The 16,279-nt window shown below is 72.8% G+C and carries 12 protein-coding genes and 1 pseudogene; 9 read left to right on the forward strand and 4 right to left on the reverse strand.

What is annotated here, in order from left to right; all coding sequences use genetic code 11:
- The 5 genes from ACFC02_RS37100 to ACFC02_RS37120 all read left to right on the forward strand — a co-directional run.
- Nucleotides 1-853, forward strand: an 853-nt coding sequence (locus ACFC02_RS37100; protein ID WP_376366703.1) for an acyl-CoA dehydrogenase family protein, incomplete at its 5' end; no start/stop codon positions are given.
- Nucleotides 850-1,248, forward strand: a complete 399-nt coding sequence (locus ACFC02_RS37105) for a RidA family protein (protein WP_376366704.1) — start codon at nucleotides 850-852, stop codon at nucleotides 1,246-1,248. The genes ACFC02_RS37100 and ACFC02_RS37105, both read left to right, overlap by 4 nt.
- 141 nt (nucleotides 1,249-1,389) lie before the next feature.
- Complete coding sequence (locus tag ACFC02_RS37110; RefSeq protein WP_376366705.1) at nucleotides 1,390-1,842, forward strand: DUF6299 family protein; 453 nt, start codon at nucleotides 1,390-1,392, stop codon at nucleotides 1,840-1,842.
- A 171-nt stretch (nucleotides 1,843-2,013) separates the two neighbouring features.
- On the forward strand, nucleotides 2,014-2,958 hold the full coding sequence (locus ACFC02_RS37115; protein WP_376366706.1) for a RimK family alpha-L-glutamate ligase: 945 nt from the start codon (nucleotides 2,014-2,016) through the stop codon (nucleotides 2,956-2,958).
- Nucleotides 2,959-2,963: 5 nt separating this feature from the next.
- Nucleotides 2,964-3,827, forward strand: coding sequence for a RimK family alpha-L-glutamate ligase (locus tag ACFC02_RS37120; protein ID WP_376366707.1), 864 nt, complete (start codon nucleotides 2,964-2,966; stop codon nucleotides 3,825-3,827).
- 22 nt (nucleotides 3,828-3,849) lie between these two features.
- Here the strand turns inward: ACFC02_RS37120 and ACFC02_RS37125 are convergent.
- Nucleotides 3,850-4,593 (reverse strand): annotated as a pseudogene (locus ACFC02_RS37125) (YhjD/YihY/BrkB family envelope integrity protein); the annotation flags it as partial.
- Between the two features lie 237 nt (nucleotides 4,594-4,830).
- On the opposite strand from ACFC02_RS37125, the gene ACFC02_RS37130 reads away from it, so the two are divergent.
- Entirely contained in the window at nucleotides 4,831-5,028 is a 198-nt protein-coding gene (locus tag ACFC02_RS37130; protein WP_376366708.1) for a hypothetical protein, read from the forward strand.
- Entirely contained in the window at nucleotides 5,025-6,353 is a 1,329-nt protein-coding gene (locus ACFC02_RS37135; protein WP_376366709.1) for a hypothetical protein, read from the forward strand. The genes ACFC02_RS37130 and ACFC02_RS37135 overlap by 4 nt, the downstream gene beginning before the upstream one ends.
- 476 nt (nucleotides 6,354-6,829) lie before the next feature.
- Here the strand turns inward: ACFC02_RS37135 and ACFC02_RS37140 are convergent, their stop codons facing one another.
- The 3 genes from ACFC02_RS37140 to ACFC02_RS37150 all read right to left on the reverse strand — a co-directional run bounded on the left by ACFC02_RS37140 (nucleotide 6,830) and on the right by ACFC02_RS37150 (nucleotide 10,173).
- Nucleotides 6,830-7,246 (reverse strand): hypothetical protein, encoded by a 417-nt coding sequence (locus tag ACFC02_RS37140; protein WP_376366710.1) that lies wholly within the window; start codon nucleotides 7,244-7,246, stop codon nucleotides 6,830-6,832.
- A gap of 18 nt (nucleotides 7,247-7,264) precedes the next feature.
- Entirely contained in the window at nucleotides 7,265-8,011 is a 747-nt protein-coding gene (locus tag ACFC02_RS37145) for a hypothetical protein (RefSeq protein ID WP_376366711.1), read from the reverse strand.
- Nucleotides 8,012-8,643: 632 nt separating this feature from the next.
- A complete protein-coding gene (locus ACFC02_RS37150; protein ID WP_360963870.1) occupies nucleotides 8,644-10,173 on the reverse strand; it encodes a UDP-N-acetylglucosamine 1-carboxyvinyltransferase in 1,530 nt (509 codons plus the stop codon).
- Between the two features lie 674 nt (nucleotides 10,174-10,847).
- Between ACFC02_RS37150 and ACFC02_RS37155 the strand changes: the two genes are divergently transcribed.
- Both ACFC02_RS37155 and acnA read left to right on the forward strand, forming a co-directional pair.
- The gene (locus ACFC02_RS37155) at nucleotides 10,848-12,914 is read left to right on the forward strand and encodes a PIG-L family deacetylase (protein ID WP_376366712.1); all 2,067 of its coding nucleotides are present in this window, start codon (nucleotides 10,848-10,850) and stop codon (nucleotides 12,912-12,914) included.
- Nucleotides 12,915-13,409: 495 nt separating this feature from the next.
- Complete coding sequence (gene acnA / locus ACFC02_RS37160) at nucleotides 13,410-16,142, forward strand: aconitate hydratase AcnA (protein WP_376366713.1); 2,733 nt, start codon at nucleotides 13,410-13,412, stop codon at nucleotides 16,140-16,142.
- Nucleotides 16,143-16,279: the final 137 nt, after the last annotated feature.

The following is a 16,279-nucleotide window of genomic DNA, read 5'->3' on the forward strand; positions in this document are numbered from 1 at the left end:
GCGTCCGGGGGAGCCGCGCAGCCCGCACGCCGGCGCCCGGCAGCCGTCCGGTCCCGGGGTGCCCCCCGCCCCCGGCGCCCCGCCCGCCCCCGCGCCGGGCGGCCCTCTCACCGCCCGCCCCGACGGCCCCCGGAGATGGCGGCTCACCGGCGGCAAGTCCTGGATCTCCAACGCCCCCGAGGCGGACGTGTACACCGTCTTCGCGCGCACCACCCCCGGCGCCGGCGCCCGGGGCGTGACCGCGTTCCTGGTCCCCGCCGACCGCCCCGGCCTCACCGGCGGCGCCCTGGAGATGCTCTCCCCGCACCCCATCGGCACCCTGGACTTCGACGGCGTGCCCGTCAGCGAGGACGACGTGCTCGGCGAGGTGGACCGCGGGTTCCGGGTCGCGATGGGCACCCTCAACCTGTTCCGCCCCAGCGTCGGCGCGTTCGCGGTCGGCATGGCCCAGGCGGCGCTGGACGCGACCGTGGCCCACACCGCGCACCGCGACGCCTTCGGGGGCACGCTGAGCGACCTCCAGGCCGTCGCCCACCAGGTGGCCGAGATGGCCCTGCGCACGGAGGCGGCCCGCCTGATGGTGCACGCGGCGGCGAGCGCGTACGACGCCGGCGCCCCGGACGTGCCCCGGCGCTCCGCCATGGCCAAACTCCTCGCCACCGAGACCGCGCAGTACGTCGTCGACGCCGCCGTCCAGTTGCACGGCGCCCGCGCCCTGTGCCGCGGCCACCTCCTCGAACACCTCTACCGAGAGGTGCGGGCGCCCCGCATCTACGAGGGCGCCAGCGAGGTCCAACGGTCCATCATCGCCAAGGAGTTGTACGCCCAGCAGCCGACCGGGGAGGCCCCGTGACCGTCCAGCGCGTCAACCCGCCCGAACTGTCCCCACCCACCGGCTTCTCGCACGCCGTCGTCGCCGCCGGCTCCCGCGTCGTGTTCCTGGCCGGCCAGACGGCGCTCGACCAGGACGGCAAGGTGGCCGGGGACACCCTGCCCGAACAGTTCACGCGGGCCCTCACCAACCTCCTCGCGGCCCTGCGCGCCGCCGGGGGTGCCCCGGCCGACCTCGCCCGCGTCACCGTCTACGCCACCGACATCGCCTCCTACCGCGCCCACGCGCCCGAACTCGGCCGCCGCTGGCGCGAGCTGGCGGGCCGCGACTACCCGGCGATGGCGGTCGTCCAGGTCGTACGCCTGTGGGACGAGGACGCCATGGTGGAACTGGACGGCCTGGCGGTCCTCGCCTGACGGCACGGGACCGGACGCCACCGACCGCCCCCGGACTCGCCACCGAAGGGGTGAGGGTCACGGCGGAAGGCACGGGCGCCGGGTACGAGTGGAGGCCCCCATTCCACTCACCAGTCACGTCACCCGTACCGGGAGGCCCCGATGTCCCTCACCCCGCCCCTCACCCCCGTACGTTCCGCATTCGGCGCCCTGGGCCTGGCCGCCGCCGCGCTGCTCCTTGGTGCACCGGCCACTTCCGCGGCGACGGCCGCCGACGAGACCGTCACCGTCGACCCGACGGCCCGGCTCGCGGCCGGCGGCACCGTCACCCTCACCGGCACCTACCGCTGCACCGGCGCGAGCGGCCCGGTCTTCGTCAGCTCGGCCCTCAGCCGCCAGAACCCGATCACCCGCTACGGCATCGGCGGCACCCGCGCGGTGTGCGACGGCGCCGTGCACACCTGGGCCAACACGGGCACACCCGCCGGCGCCCTGGAGCCGGGCGCGGCCCACGTCCAGGCCACCGTCATGGAACTCACCACGCAGGGCGGCCTGCCGCTGATGCCCCGCTTCCACGCCGTGGCCGAGCAGGACGTCAGCATGACCCGGGCCTGAGGCCCGTTCAGGCACCCGGACCGGACCGGTCGTCCCCACCCGCGCCGTCCGCCGCCGTCGGGGGCGGCCACTCTCCGAACGGCTGACGGTCCATGACATCCTGTGACGCCACAGGACGTCACAGGGTGCCGGACGACGAGGGCGGGCGCCCGGCGGTTACGGGGAAGATCGATGAGACTCTGCTTTCTGGTGGAGGAGCAGTACCGCCACGACGGCATGCCGGTCGAGGTGATCCGCCGGCTGACGTCCTGGGGACACCAGGTGGACGTCGTACGGCCCGGCGGCTCCCTGCTGGACATGACGCAGGCCGTGCGGTCGGGCGCCCACGACGCCTGGGTGCTCAAGACGGTCTCCGGCGGCCCCGGGCTCACCCTGCTCGAAGCCGCCGCCGCCGCCGGGACGAGGACCGTCAACGACGCCCGGTCGATACGGGGCGTACGGGACAAGGCGCTCGCCGCGGCGATCGGCCGCAGCCGCGGGCTGCCGCTGCCGCCCACCTACGCGGCGGCCCGCCCCGAACTGCTCGCCGAGATACCGCCGTCGGAGTACCCGCTCGTCGTCAAGCCCGCCGACGGCAGCTCGGGCCGGGCGGTGCACCTGGTCCCCTCACCGGACCACCTGGCCGCGCTGCTGCCCGAACTGGCGGGGGAAGGCCTGCTCATCGCCCAGCCGTACGTGCCCAACCCGGGCACCGACGTCAAGGTGTACAGCGTCGGCGGCGACCTCTACGCGACCGAGCGCCGCTCCCCGCTCCACCCCGACCACGCCGTACGGGAACGCCGCGTGCCGCTCTCGGCCGAGGTGGCCGCGATCGCCGCCCAGGTCGGTGTGGTCTACGGCCTCGACCTGTACGGCGTGGACGTGGTGCTGGGGCCCGACGGCCCCGTGGTCGTCGACGTGAACGACTTCCCGAGCTTTCGCCGGGTGCCCGACGCAGTGGCCCGGGTGGCCCGTGCCGTGCTGGAACTCGCGGCCGGGCCGGGCCCCGCCGGCGGCCCGGGCCTCGCCCTGCCGGCGGACCTGCCGGACGCGCAGGACAGGACCCCGCTGTCCCTGCCCCTGCCCCTGCCCCCGCACCCGGAACAGGTCCCCGTGACCGCGGGCAAGAACGCGTGAGAAGCATGAGAATAGGCCTGATCACCCCCGAACCCGGCCATCCGCTGCTGGCCGCCGCGACCGCGCTCCTCACCCCCGAGCACCAGGTCGAGGCACTGGACCCGGGAACAGCGGACGCCCCGGGACCGGCAGCCGCCCCCGGGCCCCTCGCCGACGTCTACCTCCTCAAGGCCCGCACGCCCCGCGCCCTCGCCCTCGCCCGCGCCCTGGAGCGCCGGGGCGCCCCCGTGGTGAACTCCGCCGCCGCGACCGCACTGTGCCAGGACCGCACGGCGATGGACGAACGCGCCCGGCGGGCCGGCCTGCCCTTCGCGGCCACCCGCGCCTCCGGCACGCTCGCCGAACTGGCCGCCGGACCACCGCCGACCGCCCCCCTGGTGGTCAAGAGCCGTCACAGCAGGCGGCACGACGTGGTGGCCCGCCTGGACGGCGCCGCCGACCTGGCCCGGCTCGCCGCCGCCCACCCCGGCGAACCGGTCGTCGTCCAGGACTTCGTCCCCAACAGCGGCTGGGACCACAAGCTGTGGGTCATAGGGGGCCGGCTCTTCGCCGCGCTGCGCCGCTCCGAACTCTCCCCCGAGGGGCGGGGCCCCACCGTGCCCCTCACCCCGGACGCCCTGCCGCCCGGCTGGGCCGCCCTCGCGCACCGCGTCGGCGCGGTCTTCTCTCTGGACGTCTACGGCGTCGACCTCATCGACCGCGGCGACGGCACCCCCCTGATCGTCGACGTCAACGCCTTCCCCGGCGCCCGCGACCAGCCCGGCGCGCCCGAGGCCCTGGCGGCGCTGGCGCTGTCCCGGGCCGCAGCCGCAGGCGGTCCAGCGGCAGTTCCTCCGCGAGCACCGCTCCGATCGTCACCGCGAACGTGACCGCCCCGCACAGGACGATCAGCCACGACAGCAGGGACAGGACGAGGCCGAGCGAACCGTACTCGGCCAGCGTGCGGTTGAGGGCGGCGGGCATGTAGAGACGGGCGGTCAGGCCGAGCGCGGTCGTGGCCGCCGCGGCCAGCAGCGCCCCCGGCAGCAGCCGCGCCCAGGGGACGCGGGCGGCGAGCAGCAGGTGCTGGGTCCACAGCCACACCCCCGTGGCCACCAGGAACAGCAGCGGCGTACCGAGCCAGAGACCGGCACCGAAGCCGTCCCGGACCGGGCCCTGGAGGATGACCACGACGACCAGCGACAGCAGCCAGACCACCCAGCGCCAGGCCGCCACCCGCGTGCCCGCCCTGGGCAGGCGCCAGGCCCGCTCGCAGACCCGGGCCATGGCACGGCTGAAGCTGGTCGCGGAGAGCAACGCCATCACCAGGCCGATGATCCCGGTCGTCTGGCGCAGGCTCTTCCCACCGGGATCGGTGAAGACCTGCCGGAGCTGCTCGGCGGAGTCGCCGGTCAGGCCGAACATGGCGAGCAGCGACTCGCAGAGCTGGTCGCGCACGCCGCGTGGGGCGAAGGCGGCGACGGCGAAGAGCAGGGGGACCGAGGCCAGGAACGCCTGGGCGGCCAGCCGGGTGCCGGCGTCCAGGAGATTCGCGGACAGCAGCCGGTCCGTCAGCTCGGTCAGCACGGGGAAGCGCTGCTCGGCGGCGCTTTGCAGCCGTGCCACCCGTGACGCCCACGTCGACGCCCACGTCATGCCGGTCCCGCCGTCCCGGCCGTCCCCCCGGTGCCTGGTCACGGGCCTCCCTCCGTCGCCGGTCCCCGGAAGGGGACTTCCAGCGTCGGCCGGGCCGGGCGCCCCGGCGAGCCGTCGTGCGCCGCCCGTGTGACGCGCCCTGGCCCCGCTCCCCGGCCGCACGCGAGGCCGCCGGTCCGCCCGGCGCTCCCTCCAACGGCGTACGACCGCTCGTGCCGGGGGCGGGGCCGGGGGAGGGTGGCACAGGCGGAGCCGGTCCCCGCCCGCCCCGGCCGGACACACCCCGACCGGGTCGTCGACACCCTGTCCGACCTGGGCCTGGCCACGCTGATCCTCCGCGCCGGGTACGAGATCGGGTTCGCGACCCGGCTGCCCGGCGGCGGCGGTCGCACGGAGCGGGCGTCCTTGCCCTCGACGGAAGCGGAGGCCTGGTGAAGGACGACGGAGCGTTCGCGGCCGGCGATGCCGAGGGCTCGCACGAGCCGGAACTCGACGCGCTGAGGGCACGGGTCGCGGCCCTCGAGAGCGAGCGGGCGCGGCCCGCGCGCCACCACGGGCGCTCCTTCCTTGCCGCGGTCCTCCTCGTCCTCGGCTGCCTCCTCGCCCCGCTCGCGGTCGTGGCCTCCTGGGCGTCCGACGAGGTGGGCGACACCGACCGCTACGTCGCCACGGTCGCTCCGCTCGCGGCGGACCCCGACGTACAGGACGCCGTGGCCGGCCGGGTCACCGACGCGCTCATGACCCGCCTCGACCTGCCCACCCTGCTCGCGGACGCGGCCCCCGCCGAGCGGCCCCGCCTGGAGAAGGCGCTGGGTGCCCTCGGCGGCTCCCTGGAAGGCGCGGTCCGTGGCTTCGTCCACGACCAGGCGAAGGCGGTCGTCGCCTCCCACGCCTTCGAGACCGTCTGGACCGACGCCAACCGCCGGATCCACGCCTCCTTGGACAAGGCGCTGACCGGCAGCGGCGGCGGCGCGGTCCAGCTGAACGACGACACCGTCACCCTCGACCTCGCCCCCGTCGTCGAACGGGTCAAGAAGCGCCTCGTCGACGCGGGCATGACCGCCGCCGGGCACATCCCGCAGATCCACACCGACTTCACCCTCGTGCGGTCCGACGACGTCGGCAAGGTCAAGACGTACGTCCGTGTGCTGCAACTGGCCGGCGACTGGCTGCCGGTGCTCGCCGCCGTCCTGATCGCCGCGGGCGTCCTCCTCGCGGTGCGCCGCCGCCGGGCCCTGGTCGCGGGCTGCCTCGGCGCGGCCGTGACCACGGGCGTCCTCGGCATCGGCCTGCGCGTCTTCCGGGCGATCTACCTCGACCGGCTGCCGCCCGACGTCTCGCGGCCGGCGGCGGGCGCCGTCTACGACGCGCTCACCCACTTCCTCCAGACCACCGTGCGCATGGTCGTCGCCGTCGGGGTCGTCCTCGCACTGGCGGCCTGGCTCAGCGGCCCCGGCCGCCGCGCGGGACTCGTACGGCGCCTGTGGACCTCCGGCATCGGCGCGGTACGCACCACAGCGGACCGGGCAGGCCTGCGCACCGGCCCGGCCGGCCCCTTCGCCCGCCGCCACCGCACCTGGATCACCTGGGTGCTGGTGGCCGCAGCCCTGCTGGCCTTCCTGCTGTGGCCGCACCCCACCGGCTGGGTCGTCGTGGGACTCGCCCTGTGTCTGCTGGCGCTCCTCGCGGTGCTGGAATTCCTGGCCCAGCCCCCCGCCGGGAACGCGCAGGAGCCCCCGGCGGCCCCGCTGCCGGCGTGAGCGCCGCACCTTCCCGAGCCGTCGTCAGGCGGTGGCCGGGCGCCGCCGTCCTGACGGTCCGCGACGCCGACCTGAACCGGCCCCTGTCCCTGGCCGTCCCGAGCGCCCATCGCCTTGGCACAGCGGCCCGCACGGTGATCACGTCGGACCGCGAGTCCGTGACATGAGCTGTCGGGAGCGAGGCCGGTCGTCCGGCACGGTTTTTCGCAGCAGCGAAGGGTGCGGTCCGGCGGCAGCAGCATCTTGCACGGGAAGCACCGACGTGGACGCCACCCCTGCGCACCGTTGTCCCTTCCGGCCCTGCGGCTTCTCCTCGGCCTCGCCGGCGTGCTGCCCGACCGGCGCCGACGCGGGGTCCGCCGGCCTGGGCCAGGCACCTGTCCGAGGGGCGGCCGGGCGGGGCAGGGGCGCCATCCGAGAGCCCCGTCCCGCCCTGCCTCCTCGCAGTCTTCACCGGGCCCCCTTCGGCGAGGGCCTCAGCCGCCGTTGAAGGTCATGTCGCCGTTCGCCTGGTAGACGCGGGAGTAGTCCCCGGTCCGTGCCTGCATCGTCGTCCCGTCGCGGCGAGCGGCCCCGCTCGCCGGCAGGAGGGGGGTCAGCACCTCGTCCAGAACCCGCTGGAGCTCCTGCCGCAGAGCGGGGTCGGCGTTCAGCAACTGCTGCAGCTGCGGAGCCCACTCCTGTGCCAGCGCCTCCTCGGCCTGCCTGTCGTCGACTTCCCTGGCCGCTCGCACGTCGTCGCGTACCTCTGCCAGGCGGCCCGCCACGGACGTGACCCGGTCGGGGCGGTTCCGTTGCCAGAGCTCCAGTACCGCCGAGCGCGCCTGCTGCCAGGCATCGGTCGCCATCGAACCGACCAGAGCGCTCGCGGCGCTCATCACCAGTGGGTCCATGTTCCCCTCCCCTTCATCTCAACCGCCCTGGCCGTCGGCGGCCTTCCACACGACGGCCTCGAACTCCACCGCGGACATGAAGTCCTGCGGGAGCCCGGTCACCTTCAGCCGGGCGACGCGTCCTTCGTCGGTGCGCAGGCACAGCACGGTGCCCTGCCGCAGCTTGACCCCGTAGGGTTCACCGCCGGCGTCAGCCGTTTCGGCGCAGGCGGCCTCGCCGGGTTCCCCGCCGGAGCCCTTCCACAGTTCGATGGCGCCGCTTCCCGTGAAGGCCCTCATGCCGTCCAGCGTTCCGACGGAGATGTCGGGCCCGGCCAGGGACGAGGACGAGCTCTGTACGGGATGGCTACCGTCCAGCTCCTTGCCGCCCGCCGAGCTGACCGCCAAGGTGCCCTGCCACTGCACGGCGGACCCGGAGGACGCTTCCCGTGCTGCTCCGCCCGGGGTCACCGTCGGCGTGCCGCCGCTGCTCCGGACGCGGGGATCGGCGGTGATGCCCGGTTGGCCGAAGGCACCGCCCGCCGCAGGGTCCTGGGGCGATGGACTCACGGACGAAAGCGGCGTGACGGGCCCGGACCCCCGCTCCGAGCGATCGGCGGTGAGCACGTACACACCCGCCGCCCCGGCGGCGACGGCTGCCACGGCGGCGAGGACGGCCCACCCGCTCACACGGACGTGGGTGAACTTGCTGCTGTTGATGTCGCGCGCGGCCTGATAGACGCGGCCCCCGTCGCCCGTACGGCCGTCCAGGCCGGGCCCCCTCATGGGTTCGCCGGGCTCTTCCCACTCGGCGTTCGATCTGTCACCGGCCACTGCCAGCCACCCCCCGCGTGACGCTCCGTGCGGTGTGAAGCGTACGGGAGTCGCATGACGGCTGATCAGATTTTGCACGAACTCGCCCACGCCGTACGCAACTTGTGATGGGCCGCTGCCCGGCGCTCGTCGCGCTCAGCCCTTGCGGCTGCGGGCGCCGGCCTCGGCCGCACGGGCACGCGTACATCACCGGGCGAGCCGCCGGACGTGTCCGGGTCAGGCGTTCCGGTCGAGGCCACCGGAGAGGTGGACGGAGTCGCGCCGAGGGACGTCGCGTCCCGTCGCGACGGGCACGCAGGGCCGGCCGGGCTCCGTCCCCCGGTGAACCTGTCCGGTCGCAGCCCTGGACGCTCTGGGCGACCGCACGCTCCACAGTGAGCCGACGAACAGGTGCCGGCCGGGCTTTTTCCGCGGCTCGCTCGGATCGGAATCTCTCCGATGGCGGGCATGTGGAGTGCGCGGCGGCCGGAAACCCTCGCTCCCGGCCTGAAGTCCCAGGAACGCCCCAGGACGCCGCCATACACCCTCCCGCCTGACACCGATGCAGGTCAGGAGCAGTTCGAGGACGACTGTTCCAAGAGCTTTCAGATGTCCCGGAAGATCTCGATCTGCGCCCCCACGGAGTTCAGCCGCTCCGCCAGGTCCTCGTACCCCCGGTTGATGACGTACACGTTGCGCAGCACCGATGTGCCCTCGGCGGCCATCATGGCCAGGAGGACGACGACGGCGGGGCGCAGGGCGGGCGGGCACATCATCTCGGCGGCGCGCCAGCGGGTGGGGCCCTCGACCAGGACGCGGTGCGGGTCGAGCAACTGCAGGCGTCCGCCGAGGCGGTTGAGGTCCGTCAGGTAGATGGCGCGGTTGTCGTAGACCCAGTCGTGGATCAGGGTCTTGCCCTGCGCGGTGGCCGCGATGGCCGCGAAGAAGGGGACGTTGTCGATGTTCAGGCCGGGGAACGGCATCGGGTGGATCTTGTCGATCGGCGCCTCCAGCTTGGAGGGGCGCACCGTGAGGTCGACCAGGCGGGTGCGGCCGTTGTCCGCGACGTACTCGGGGCTGCGGTCGTGGTCGAGGCCCATCTCCTCCAGGACCGCCAGCTCGATCTCCAGGAACTCGATCGGGACGCGGCGGACCGTCAGTTCGGACTCGGTGACGACGGCGGCGGCCAGCAGGCTCATCGCCTCCACCGGGTCCTCGGAGGGGGAGTAGTCGACGTCCACGTCGATGACGGGCACGCCGTGCACGGTGAGCGTGGTGGTGCCGATGCCCTCGACCCGCACGCCCAGCGCCTCCAGGAAGAAACACAGGTCCTGGACCATGTAGTTGGAGGAGGCGTTGCGGATGACGGTCACGCCGTCGTGGCGGGCGGCGGCCAGCAGCGCGTTCTCGGTCACCGTGTCGCCGCGCTCGGTCAGCACGATCGGACGGTCCGGGCGGACCGACCGGTCCACCACGGCGTGGTACTGCCCCTCGGTGGCGGCCACGTCCAGGCCGAACCGGCGCAGCGCGATCATGTGCGGCTCGATGGTGCGCGTACCGAGGTCGCAGCCGCCCGCGTAGGGCAGCTTGAAGTGGTCCAGGCGGTGCAGCAGCGGGCCGAGGAACATGATGATGGAGCGGGTGCGGACGGCGGCCTCCGCGTCGATGGCGTCCAGGTCGAGGTCGGCCGGGGGCACGATCTCCAGGTCGGTGCCGTCGTTGATCCAGCGGGTGCGCACGCCGATGGAGCCCAGCACCTCCAGGAGGCGGTAGACCTCCTCGATGCGGGCGACCCGGCGCAGCACCGTGCGGCCCTTGTTGAGCAGCGAGGCGCACAGCAGGGCGACGCACGCGTTCTTGCTCGTCTTCACGTCGATGGCGCCGGACAGCCGGCGGCCGCCGACGACCCGCAGGTGCATCGGGCCCGCGTAGCCCAGAGAGACGATCTCGCTGTCGAGAGCTTCACCGATCCGGGCGATCATCTCAAGGCTGATGTTCTGGTTGCCGCGCTCGATGCGATTGACGGCGCTCTGACTGGTGCCGAGCGCCTCGGCGAGCTGCGCCTGCGTCCAGCCGCGGTGCTGCCGGGCGTCACGGATGAGCTTGCCGATGCGTACGAGGTAGTCGTCTGCCATGAGGTTGAGGTTATCTCAGATATGAGATGGCACATCCCGTGGGGTCCGTTCGGGTGAGGTGTCGTCAGTCTTCCCTGCTCAGAAGAGTTTGCGGTCACCCGAACAGGTCAGGCAAATCCACCGATGTCGTACGACATCCCCTGTTGCGGTGGGTGTGTCGCGGTCCGTTCTTCCCGCCGGTGGCGGCGGCGGCCAGGAGTGCTTGGTGATGCCGGGCCGCACTCCGGGAAGATTCGAAAACCCTTGCGGAACGTCAGCGGCATGCGGCGCCTCCTTCCTGACCGCCATGCCCTGGGGCGTTGCACGTTCACTGCCACGTCCTCTCCGGATACCCCGACTTGGCCTACTGATGGCCGGGCGAGGGGAGTTCGCCGCCGACCGGGCGTTCCCGGGCTTCTTCCAGGCCATTCGTCGGCCGGCGCGTCGAGACGAGTGCGCCCGACGTCCGCAAGCCATGCGGACGGCCTCTCACCGTCGGCCGACGGTGCACACCCCGCGACTTGGCGCATGTGTTGCGGATCACCGTGCGCTGTGAAACCCGGCATTCTTCCCGCCGCTCTTCTTCTGTGAACGGGGTGGTGGGGACGGCTGTCCCGCGCGTGAACGGAGTCCGAACGATGAGTCGTCCGAAGGACGTGCGGCCGTTGCCCGGGCGACGTACGGTGATGAGCTCCATGGCAGGAGCCATGGCGGCCGCGCTGGCCGGCTGTTCCGGTGCGAGGAAGCCGAAGGCGGCTTCGAACAGCACCGAGCCGCTGACGCCGCCCGTTGCCACCCGGGCCGGGTTCGGCGCGGCCGGCCGCCCGGTGGTGATGCAGGTGGTCGCCCACCCGGACGACGACCTGCACTTCATGAACCCGGACACGCTCGGCGGACTCGACCAGACCGTCCCCCTGGTGTCGGTGTACGTGACCGGCGGCGGTGCGTACGGCGTCAACGCCGTCCCCGGCCGGCCCAAGCCCCTGCCCAATGTCCCCGCCTACGTCTCGGCCCGCCGGCAGGGTCTGCGCCAGGCGTACGCGGCGATGCTCGGGCTCGGCCTCTTCGCGCCCTGGACCCGGTCCACCCTGACCGTGCCGGACGGCGGTGAGGTCGAGGTGCAGAGCCTCACCCACCAGGGCAGGCGTGTCGATCTCGTGTTCCTCAGCATCGACATGCACACCCGGGTGGGGCCCCACACCCAGGTCGGTATGGCGCAACTCTGGGCGGACTCCGGCGTCCAGGCCGCCACCGTGGTCGTCCCGGGTTCTCCGGTCACCAGGTTGCGCCACTACAGCCGGGACCAGTTGATCGACACCCTCGCCCATCTCTTCGACCGCTTCCGGCCCACGGTCATACGCACGCTGGACCCGGACCCCGACGTGCAGGTGCACGACGCGCACCACCCCAGGGGCAGCGATCAGCGCGGTTACTCGGACCACCCGGACCACACCGCGGTCGCCCTGTTCACCTGGGCCGCCATGACCCGGTGGGTGGGACACAGCACATCCTCCGGGGGCAAGGCCCCGGTGTTCCTGACCGAGGTGTACCGCGGCTACTACAACCAGCGGTGGCCGGTCAACCTGCCCGGCACCATCGTCCAGCAGAAGGCCCGCTACCTCGACGACTACGGCGGCAGTCCCGACTGGCACTGCGGCAATGCCGGCGGTTGCGGCGACTATGGCGTCGGGTCGGGCGCCTCACTGCGCGACAAACGCAAGTGGGTACGCAGCACCCACTACCGGTATCCCACCTCCGGACCGCAGGGCGTCGCCGGACCGGGCGGCGAGCTGACCGTCTACGGCGTGCTCGGCATGCGGGCCGCCCGCTGGGCGCGCAGCACGGCGGGCAGGACGGCATGGAGCGCCCCGGAAGACCTCGGGGGCGGCCCGCTGGCCCCGGCGCTGAGCGTCGTCACGCTCTCCGGCAGGCGGGACGTGTTGTTCGGGCTTCGCTTCTCCGGGCTGGGCGCCGCCCCGGCCGCCAACACGCGGGAAGTGGTCTTCCTCGAACAGCGGTCCGCCGGGGGGCCGTTCCCTGACACGTGGAGCAGCCTGGGCAACCCCGAGCGCGACCCGGTCCGTGGCCGCCGGGTCGGGCCGCCGACGGCGGTCCTGGGCCGCGACGGCCGCGTCCACGTCTTCGCGCGGAACGCCGCCAAGGGCCTCAGTACACGGGTCCGGGACGCGGCGGGGCACTGGTCGCCGTGGCAGAACCTGGCCGGCGGCCAGGTGCAGGAGGGGCTCACCGCCGCCGTCGACGGCGCCGGTCGCATCCATGTCTTCGCCGCCGGGCGCGGCGCCGTCCACGAGTGGGCCCAGTCCGCCCCCGCAGCCGCGGTGCGCTACCGCGGTCCGCTGCGGCTGAGCGCGCCACCCGCCGAGGCGCCGTCGGTCGCGACCGCGGCGGACGGCTCGCTGGTGCTCGCCTACCGGGTACCCGAGACCGCGCAGATCGTCGTCGAGCGGCTGACCAGGAGCGGCCGGAACTGGCAGCCCCTGTCGGCCGTACGGCAGACGGGCTTCGGGCCGCTGGCGCTGCTGCCCGGCGCGGGCCGCGGCTCCGGGCCGACCCTGGCGGTACGGACCGACACCGGCGGGGCTCTGCTCGCCGAGCCCGGCACCGTACCCGTGGGCGCCCCGGTGACCGCCTTCTGCGTCGGCCGGCCCGCGTTGGTGCCCGTGCGCCCCCATGGCGTGGGCAATGTGACCGGCTCGGTGCTGGTCGCGCTCGGCACGGGTGCGGCACCGGTCCCGCTGTAGACGCCCCACAGCGGGACGTGCGGTCACGGGAACGCATGGCGGAAGAGATGGCATGTCGCGTCGTCTCGACCGTGGACGGGCCGGGTGCCGTCGGTGACGGGGCTGCCGGAGGAGCTGGACCCGGCGCTGATGCCGGCGGTGTTCGCTGGGCGACCGCCGGTCCCGGGCGGACGCGCTCGATGCCGTGACCTTCGCGCGGCGAGTCCGGCTGGTCCGGCTCTCGCCGACGGCGTGGCAGAGGCGCGGGGAGCTCCGACGGCCGTGGCGGCCTGCGTGGTGGCGACCGCGGCGGCTGCGAGAGATCAGTCACCGGCCATGCATGACCTTCCGTCCCCCATGTACTAGAGTTATCTCGACATCGAGATATCTGCCGAGGAGCACCACCGCCGCCATCCAGGTAAGGGTTACCTAACTTAGGCCTACCTTAGTGGACTGGCCGAGATGGCGTGGCGGCAGGATCGTGGTGGTACGCGCACATCAATGAAGGAGACTGTCGTGTCGGCGAACAGCTTCGACGCCCGCAGCACGCTGCAGGTGGGCGACGAGTCGTACGAGATCTTCCGGCTTGACAAGGTCGAGGGCTCGGCCCGACTGCCTTACAGCCTGAAGGTCCTGCTGGAGAACCTGCTCCGCACCGAGGACGGCGCGAACATCACCGCCGACCACATCCGCGCCCTCGGCAACTGGGACTCCCAGGCCCAGCCGTCGCAGGAGATCCAGTTCACGCCGGCCCGCGTGATCATGCAGGACTTCACCGGTGTCCCCTGCGTCGTGGACCTCGCGACCATGCGCGAGGCCGTCAAGGAGCTGGGCGGCGACCCGGCGAAGATCAACCCGCTGGCCCCGGCCGAGCTGGTCATCGACCACTCCGTCATCGCCGACAAGTTCGGCACCAACGACGCCTTCCAGCAGAACGTCGAGCTGGAGTACGGCCGCAACAAGGAGCGCTACCAGTTCCTGCGCTGGGGCCAGACCGCCTTCGACGAGTTCAAGGTCGTCCCGCCCGGCACCGGCATCGTCCACCAGGTGAACATCGAGCACCTGGCCCGCGTCGTCATGGTCCGCGACGGCAAGGCGTACCCCGACACCCTGGTCGGGACCGACTCGCACACCACCATGGTCAACGGCCTCGGCGTCCTCGGCTGGGGCGTCGGCGGCATCGAGGCCGAGGCCGCCATGCTCGGCCAGCCGGTCTCCATGCTGATCCCGCGCGTCGTCGGCTTCAAGCTGACCGGAGAGCTGAAGCCCGGCACCACCGCCACCGACCTGGTGCTCACCATCACCGAGATGCTGCGCAAGCACGGTGTGGTCGGCAAGTTCGTCGAGTTCTACGGTGAGGGCGTGGCCGCGACCTCCCTCGCCAACCGCGCCACCATCGGCAACATGTCGCCGGAGTTCGGCTCGACCGCCGCGATCTTCCCGATCGACTCCGAGACCATCAACTACATGCGCCTGACCGGCCGCCCCGAGCAGCAGCTCGCGCTCGTCGAGGCGTACGCCAAGCAGCAGGGCCTGTGGCTGGACCCGAACGCCGAGCCGGACTACTCCGAGAAGCTCGAACTGGACCTGTCCACCGTCGTTCCGTCCATCGCCGGCCCCAAGCGCCCGCAGGACCGCATCGTCCTGGCGAACGCCGCCGAGCAGTTCAAGCAGGACGTGCGCAACTACGTCGACAGCGTCGACGAGGCGGGCGTGGAGTCCTTCCCGGCCTCCGACGCCCCGGCCGTCCACCCGAACGGCGCCCCGTCCAACCCGGTCCAGGTGACCGCCCCCGACGGCAGCACCTACGAGCTGGACCACGGCGCGGTCACCGTCGCCGCCATCACCTCCTGCACCAACACCTCCAACCCGTACGTCATGGTCGCCGCCGCGCTGGTGGCCAAGAAGGCGGTGGAGAAGGGCCTGACCCGCAAGCCGTGGGTGAAGACCACCCTGGCGCCGGGCTCCAAGGTCGTCATGGACTACTACGACAAGGCCGGCCTGACCCCGTACCTGGACAAGCTGGGCTTCAACCTCGTCGGTTACGGCTGCACCACCTGCATCGGCAACTCCGGCCCGCTGCCGGAGGAGGTCTCCAAGGCCGTCAACGACCACGACCTGGCCGTCACCTCGGTCCTGTCCGGCAACCGCAACTTCGAGGGCCGGATCAACCCCGACGTCAAGATGAACTACCTGGCGTCCCCGCCGCTGGTCGTCGCCTACGCCATCGCCGGCTCCATGAAGGTGAACATCACCGAGGACGCCCTCGGCGTCGACCAGGACGGCAACCCGGTCCACCTGAAGGACATCTGGCCCTCCGAGGCCGAGGTCAACGACGTCGTCGCCAACGCCATCGGCGAGGACATGTTCTCCAAGTCCTACTCCGACGTGTTCGCCGGCGACGCCCAGTGGCAGTCGCTGCCGATCCCCACCGGCAACACCTTCGAGTGGGACGCCGAGTCCACCTACGTCCGCAAGCCCCCGTACTTCGAGGGCATGGGCCAGGAGCCGGAGGCGGTCGAGGACATCACCGGCGCCCGCGTGCTCGCCAAGCTGGGCGACTCGGTCACCACCGACCACATCTCCCCGGCCGGTGCCATCAAGGCCGACACCCCGGCGGGCCAGTACCTCACGGAGCACGGCGTGCAGCGCCGCGACTTCAACTCCTACGGCTCGCGCCGCGGCAACCACGAGGTGATGATCCGCGGCACGTTCGCCAACATCCGCCTGCGCAACCAGATCGCGCCGGGCACCGAGGGCGGCTACACCCGCGACTTCACCCGGGCCGGCGAAGGTGAAGGGGGCGCCCCGGTCGCCTTCATCTACGACGCCTCGCGCAACTACATCGAGCAGGGCATCCCGCTCGTCGTCCTCGCGGGCAAGGAGTACGGCTCCGGCTCCTCGCGTGACTGGGCCGCGAAGGGCACCGCGCTGCTCGGCGTCAAGGCCGTCGTCGCCGAGTCCTACGAGCGCATCCACCGTTCGAACCTGATCGGCATGGGCGTCCTGCCGCTGCAGTTCCCCGAGGGCCACACCGCGGCCTCCCTCGGCCTGACCGGCGAGGAGACCTTCTCCATCACCGGCGTCACCGAGCTGAACGAGGGCACCGTCCCGCGCACGGTGAAGGTCACCACCGACACCGGCGTCGAGTTCGACGCGGTCGTCCGCATCGACACCCCCGGCGAGGCGGACTACTACCGCAACGGCGGCATCATGCAGTACGTGCTGCGCAGCCTGATCCGCAAGTAAGCGGGACAGCAGGACAGCAGAGGGCCGCACCCCCGGCGCCCGGGGGGGGGGCCCCGCCCCAAGGCCCGGGGCGTATAAAAAAAAACCAGCCCACCAGACCCCGGGATATATCGTATTGCGTCGTTTGCTTGTAAAGT

Origin of the sequence: Streptomyces sp. NPDC056160 (genome assembly GCF_042268205.1) — a bacterium.
GTDB lineage: Bacteria > Actinomycetota > Actinomycetes > Streptomycetales > Streptomycetaceae > Streptomyces.

Excerpts from the sequence above, each read along its gene's own strand:
- ACFC02_RS37150 (WP_360963870.1), bottom strand. The coding sequence starts at position 10,173 with ATGGCAGACGACTACCTCGTACGCATCGGCAAGCTCATCCGTGACGCC.
- ACFC02_RS37155 (WP_376366712.1), top strand. The coding sequence starts at position 10,848 with ATGGCAGGAGCCATGGCGGCCGCGCTGGCCGGCTGTTCCGGTGCGAGG.
- ACFC02_RS37110 (WP_376366705.1), top strand. The coding sequence starts at position 1,390 with ATGTCCCTCACCCCGCCCCTCACCCCCGTACGTTCCGCATTCGGCGCC.
- ACFC02_RS37115 (WP_376366706.1), top strand. The coding sequence starts at position 2,014 with ATGAGACTCTGCTTTCTGGTGGAGGAGCAGTACCGCCACGACGGCATG.
- ACFC02_RS37140 (WP_376366710.1), bottom strand. The coding sequence starts at position 7,246 with ATGGACCCACTGGTGATGAGCGCCGCGAGCGCTCTGGTCGGTTCGATG.
- ACFC02_RS37120 (WP_376366707.1), top strand. The coding sequence starts at position 2,964 with ATGAGAATAGGCCTGATCACCCCCGAACCCGGCCATCCGCTGCTGGCC.
- ACFC02_RS37145 (WP_376366711.1), bottom strand. The coding sequence starts at position 8,011 with ATGAGGGGGCCCGGCCTGGACGGCCGTACGGGCGACGGGGGCCGCGTC.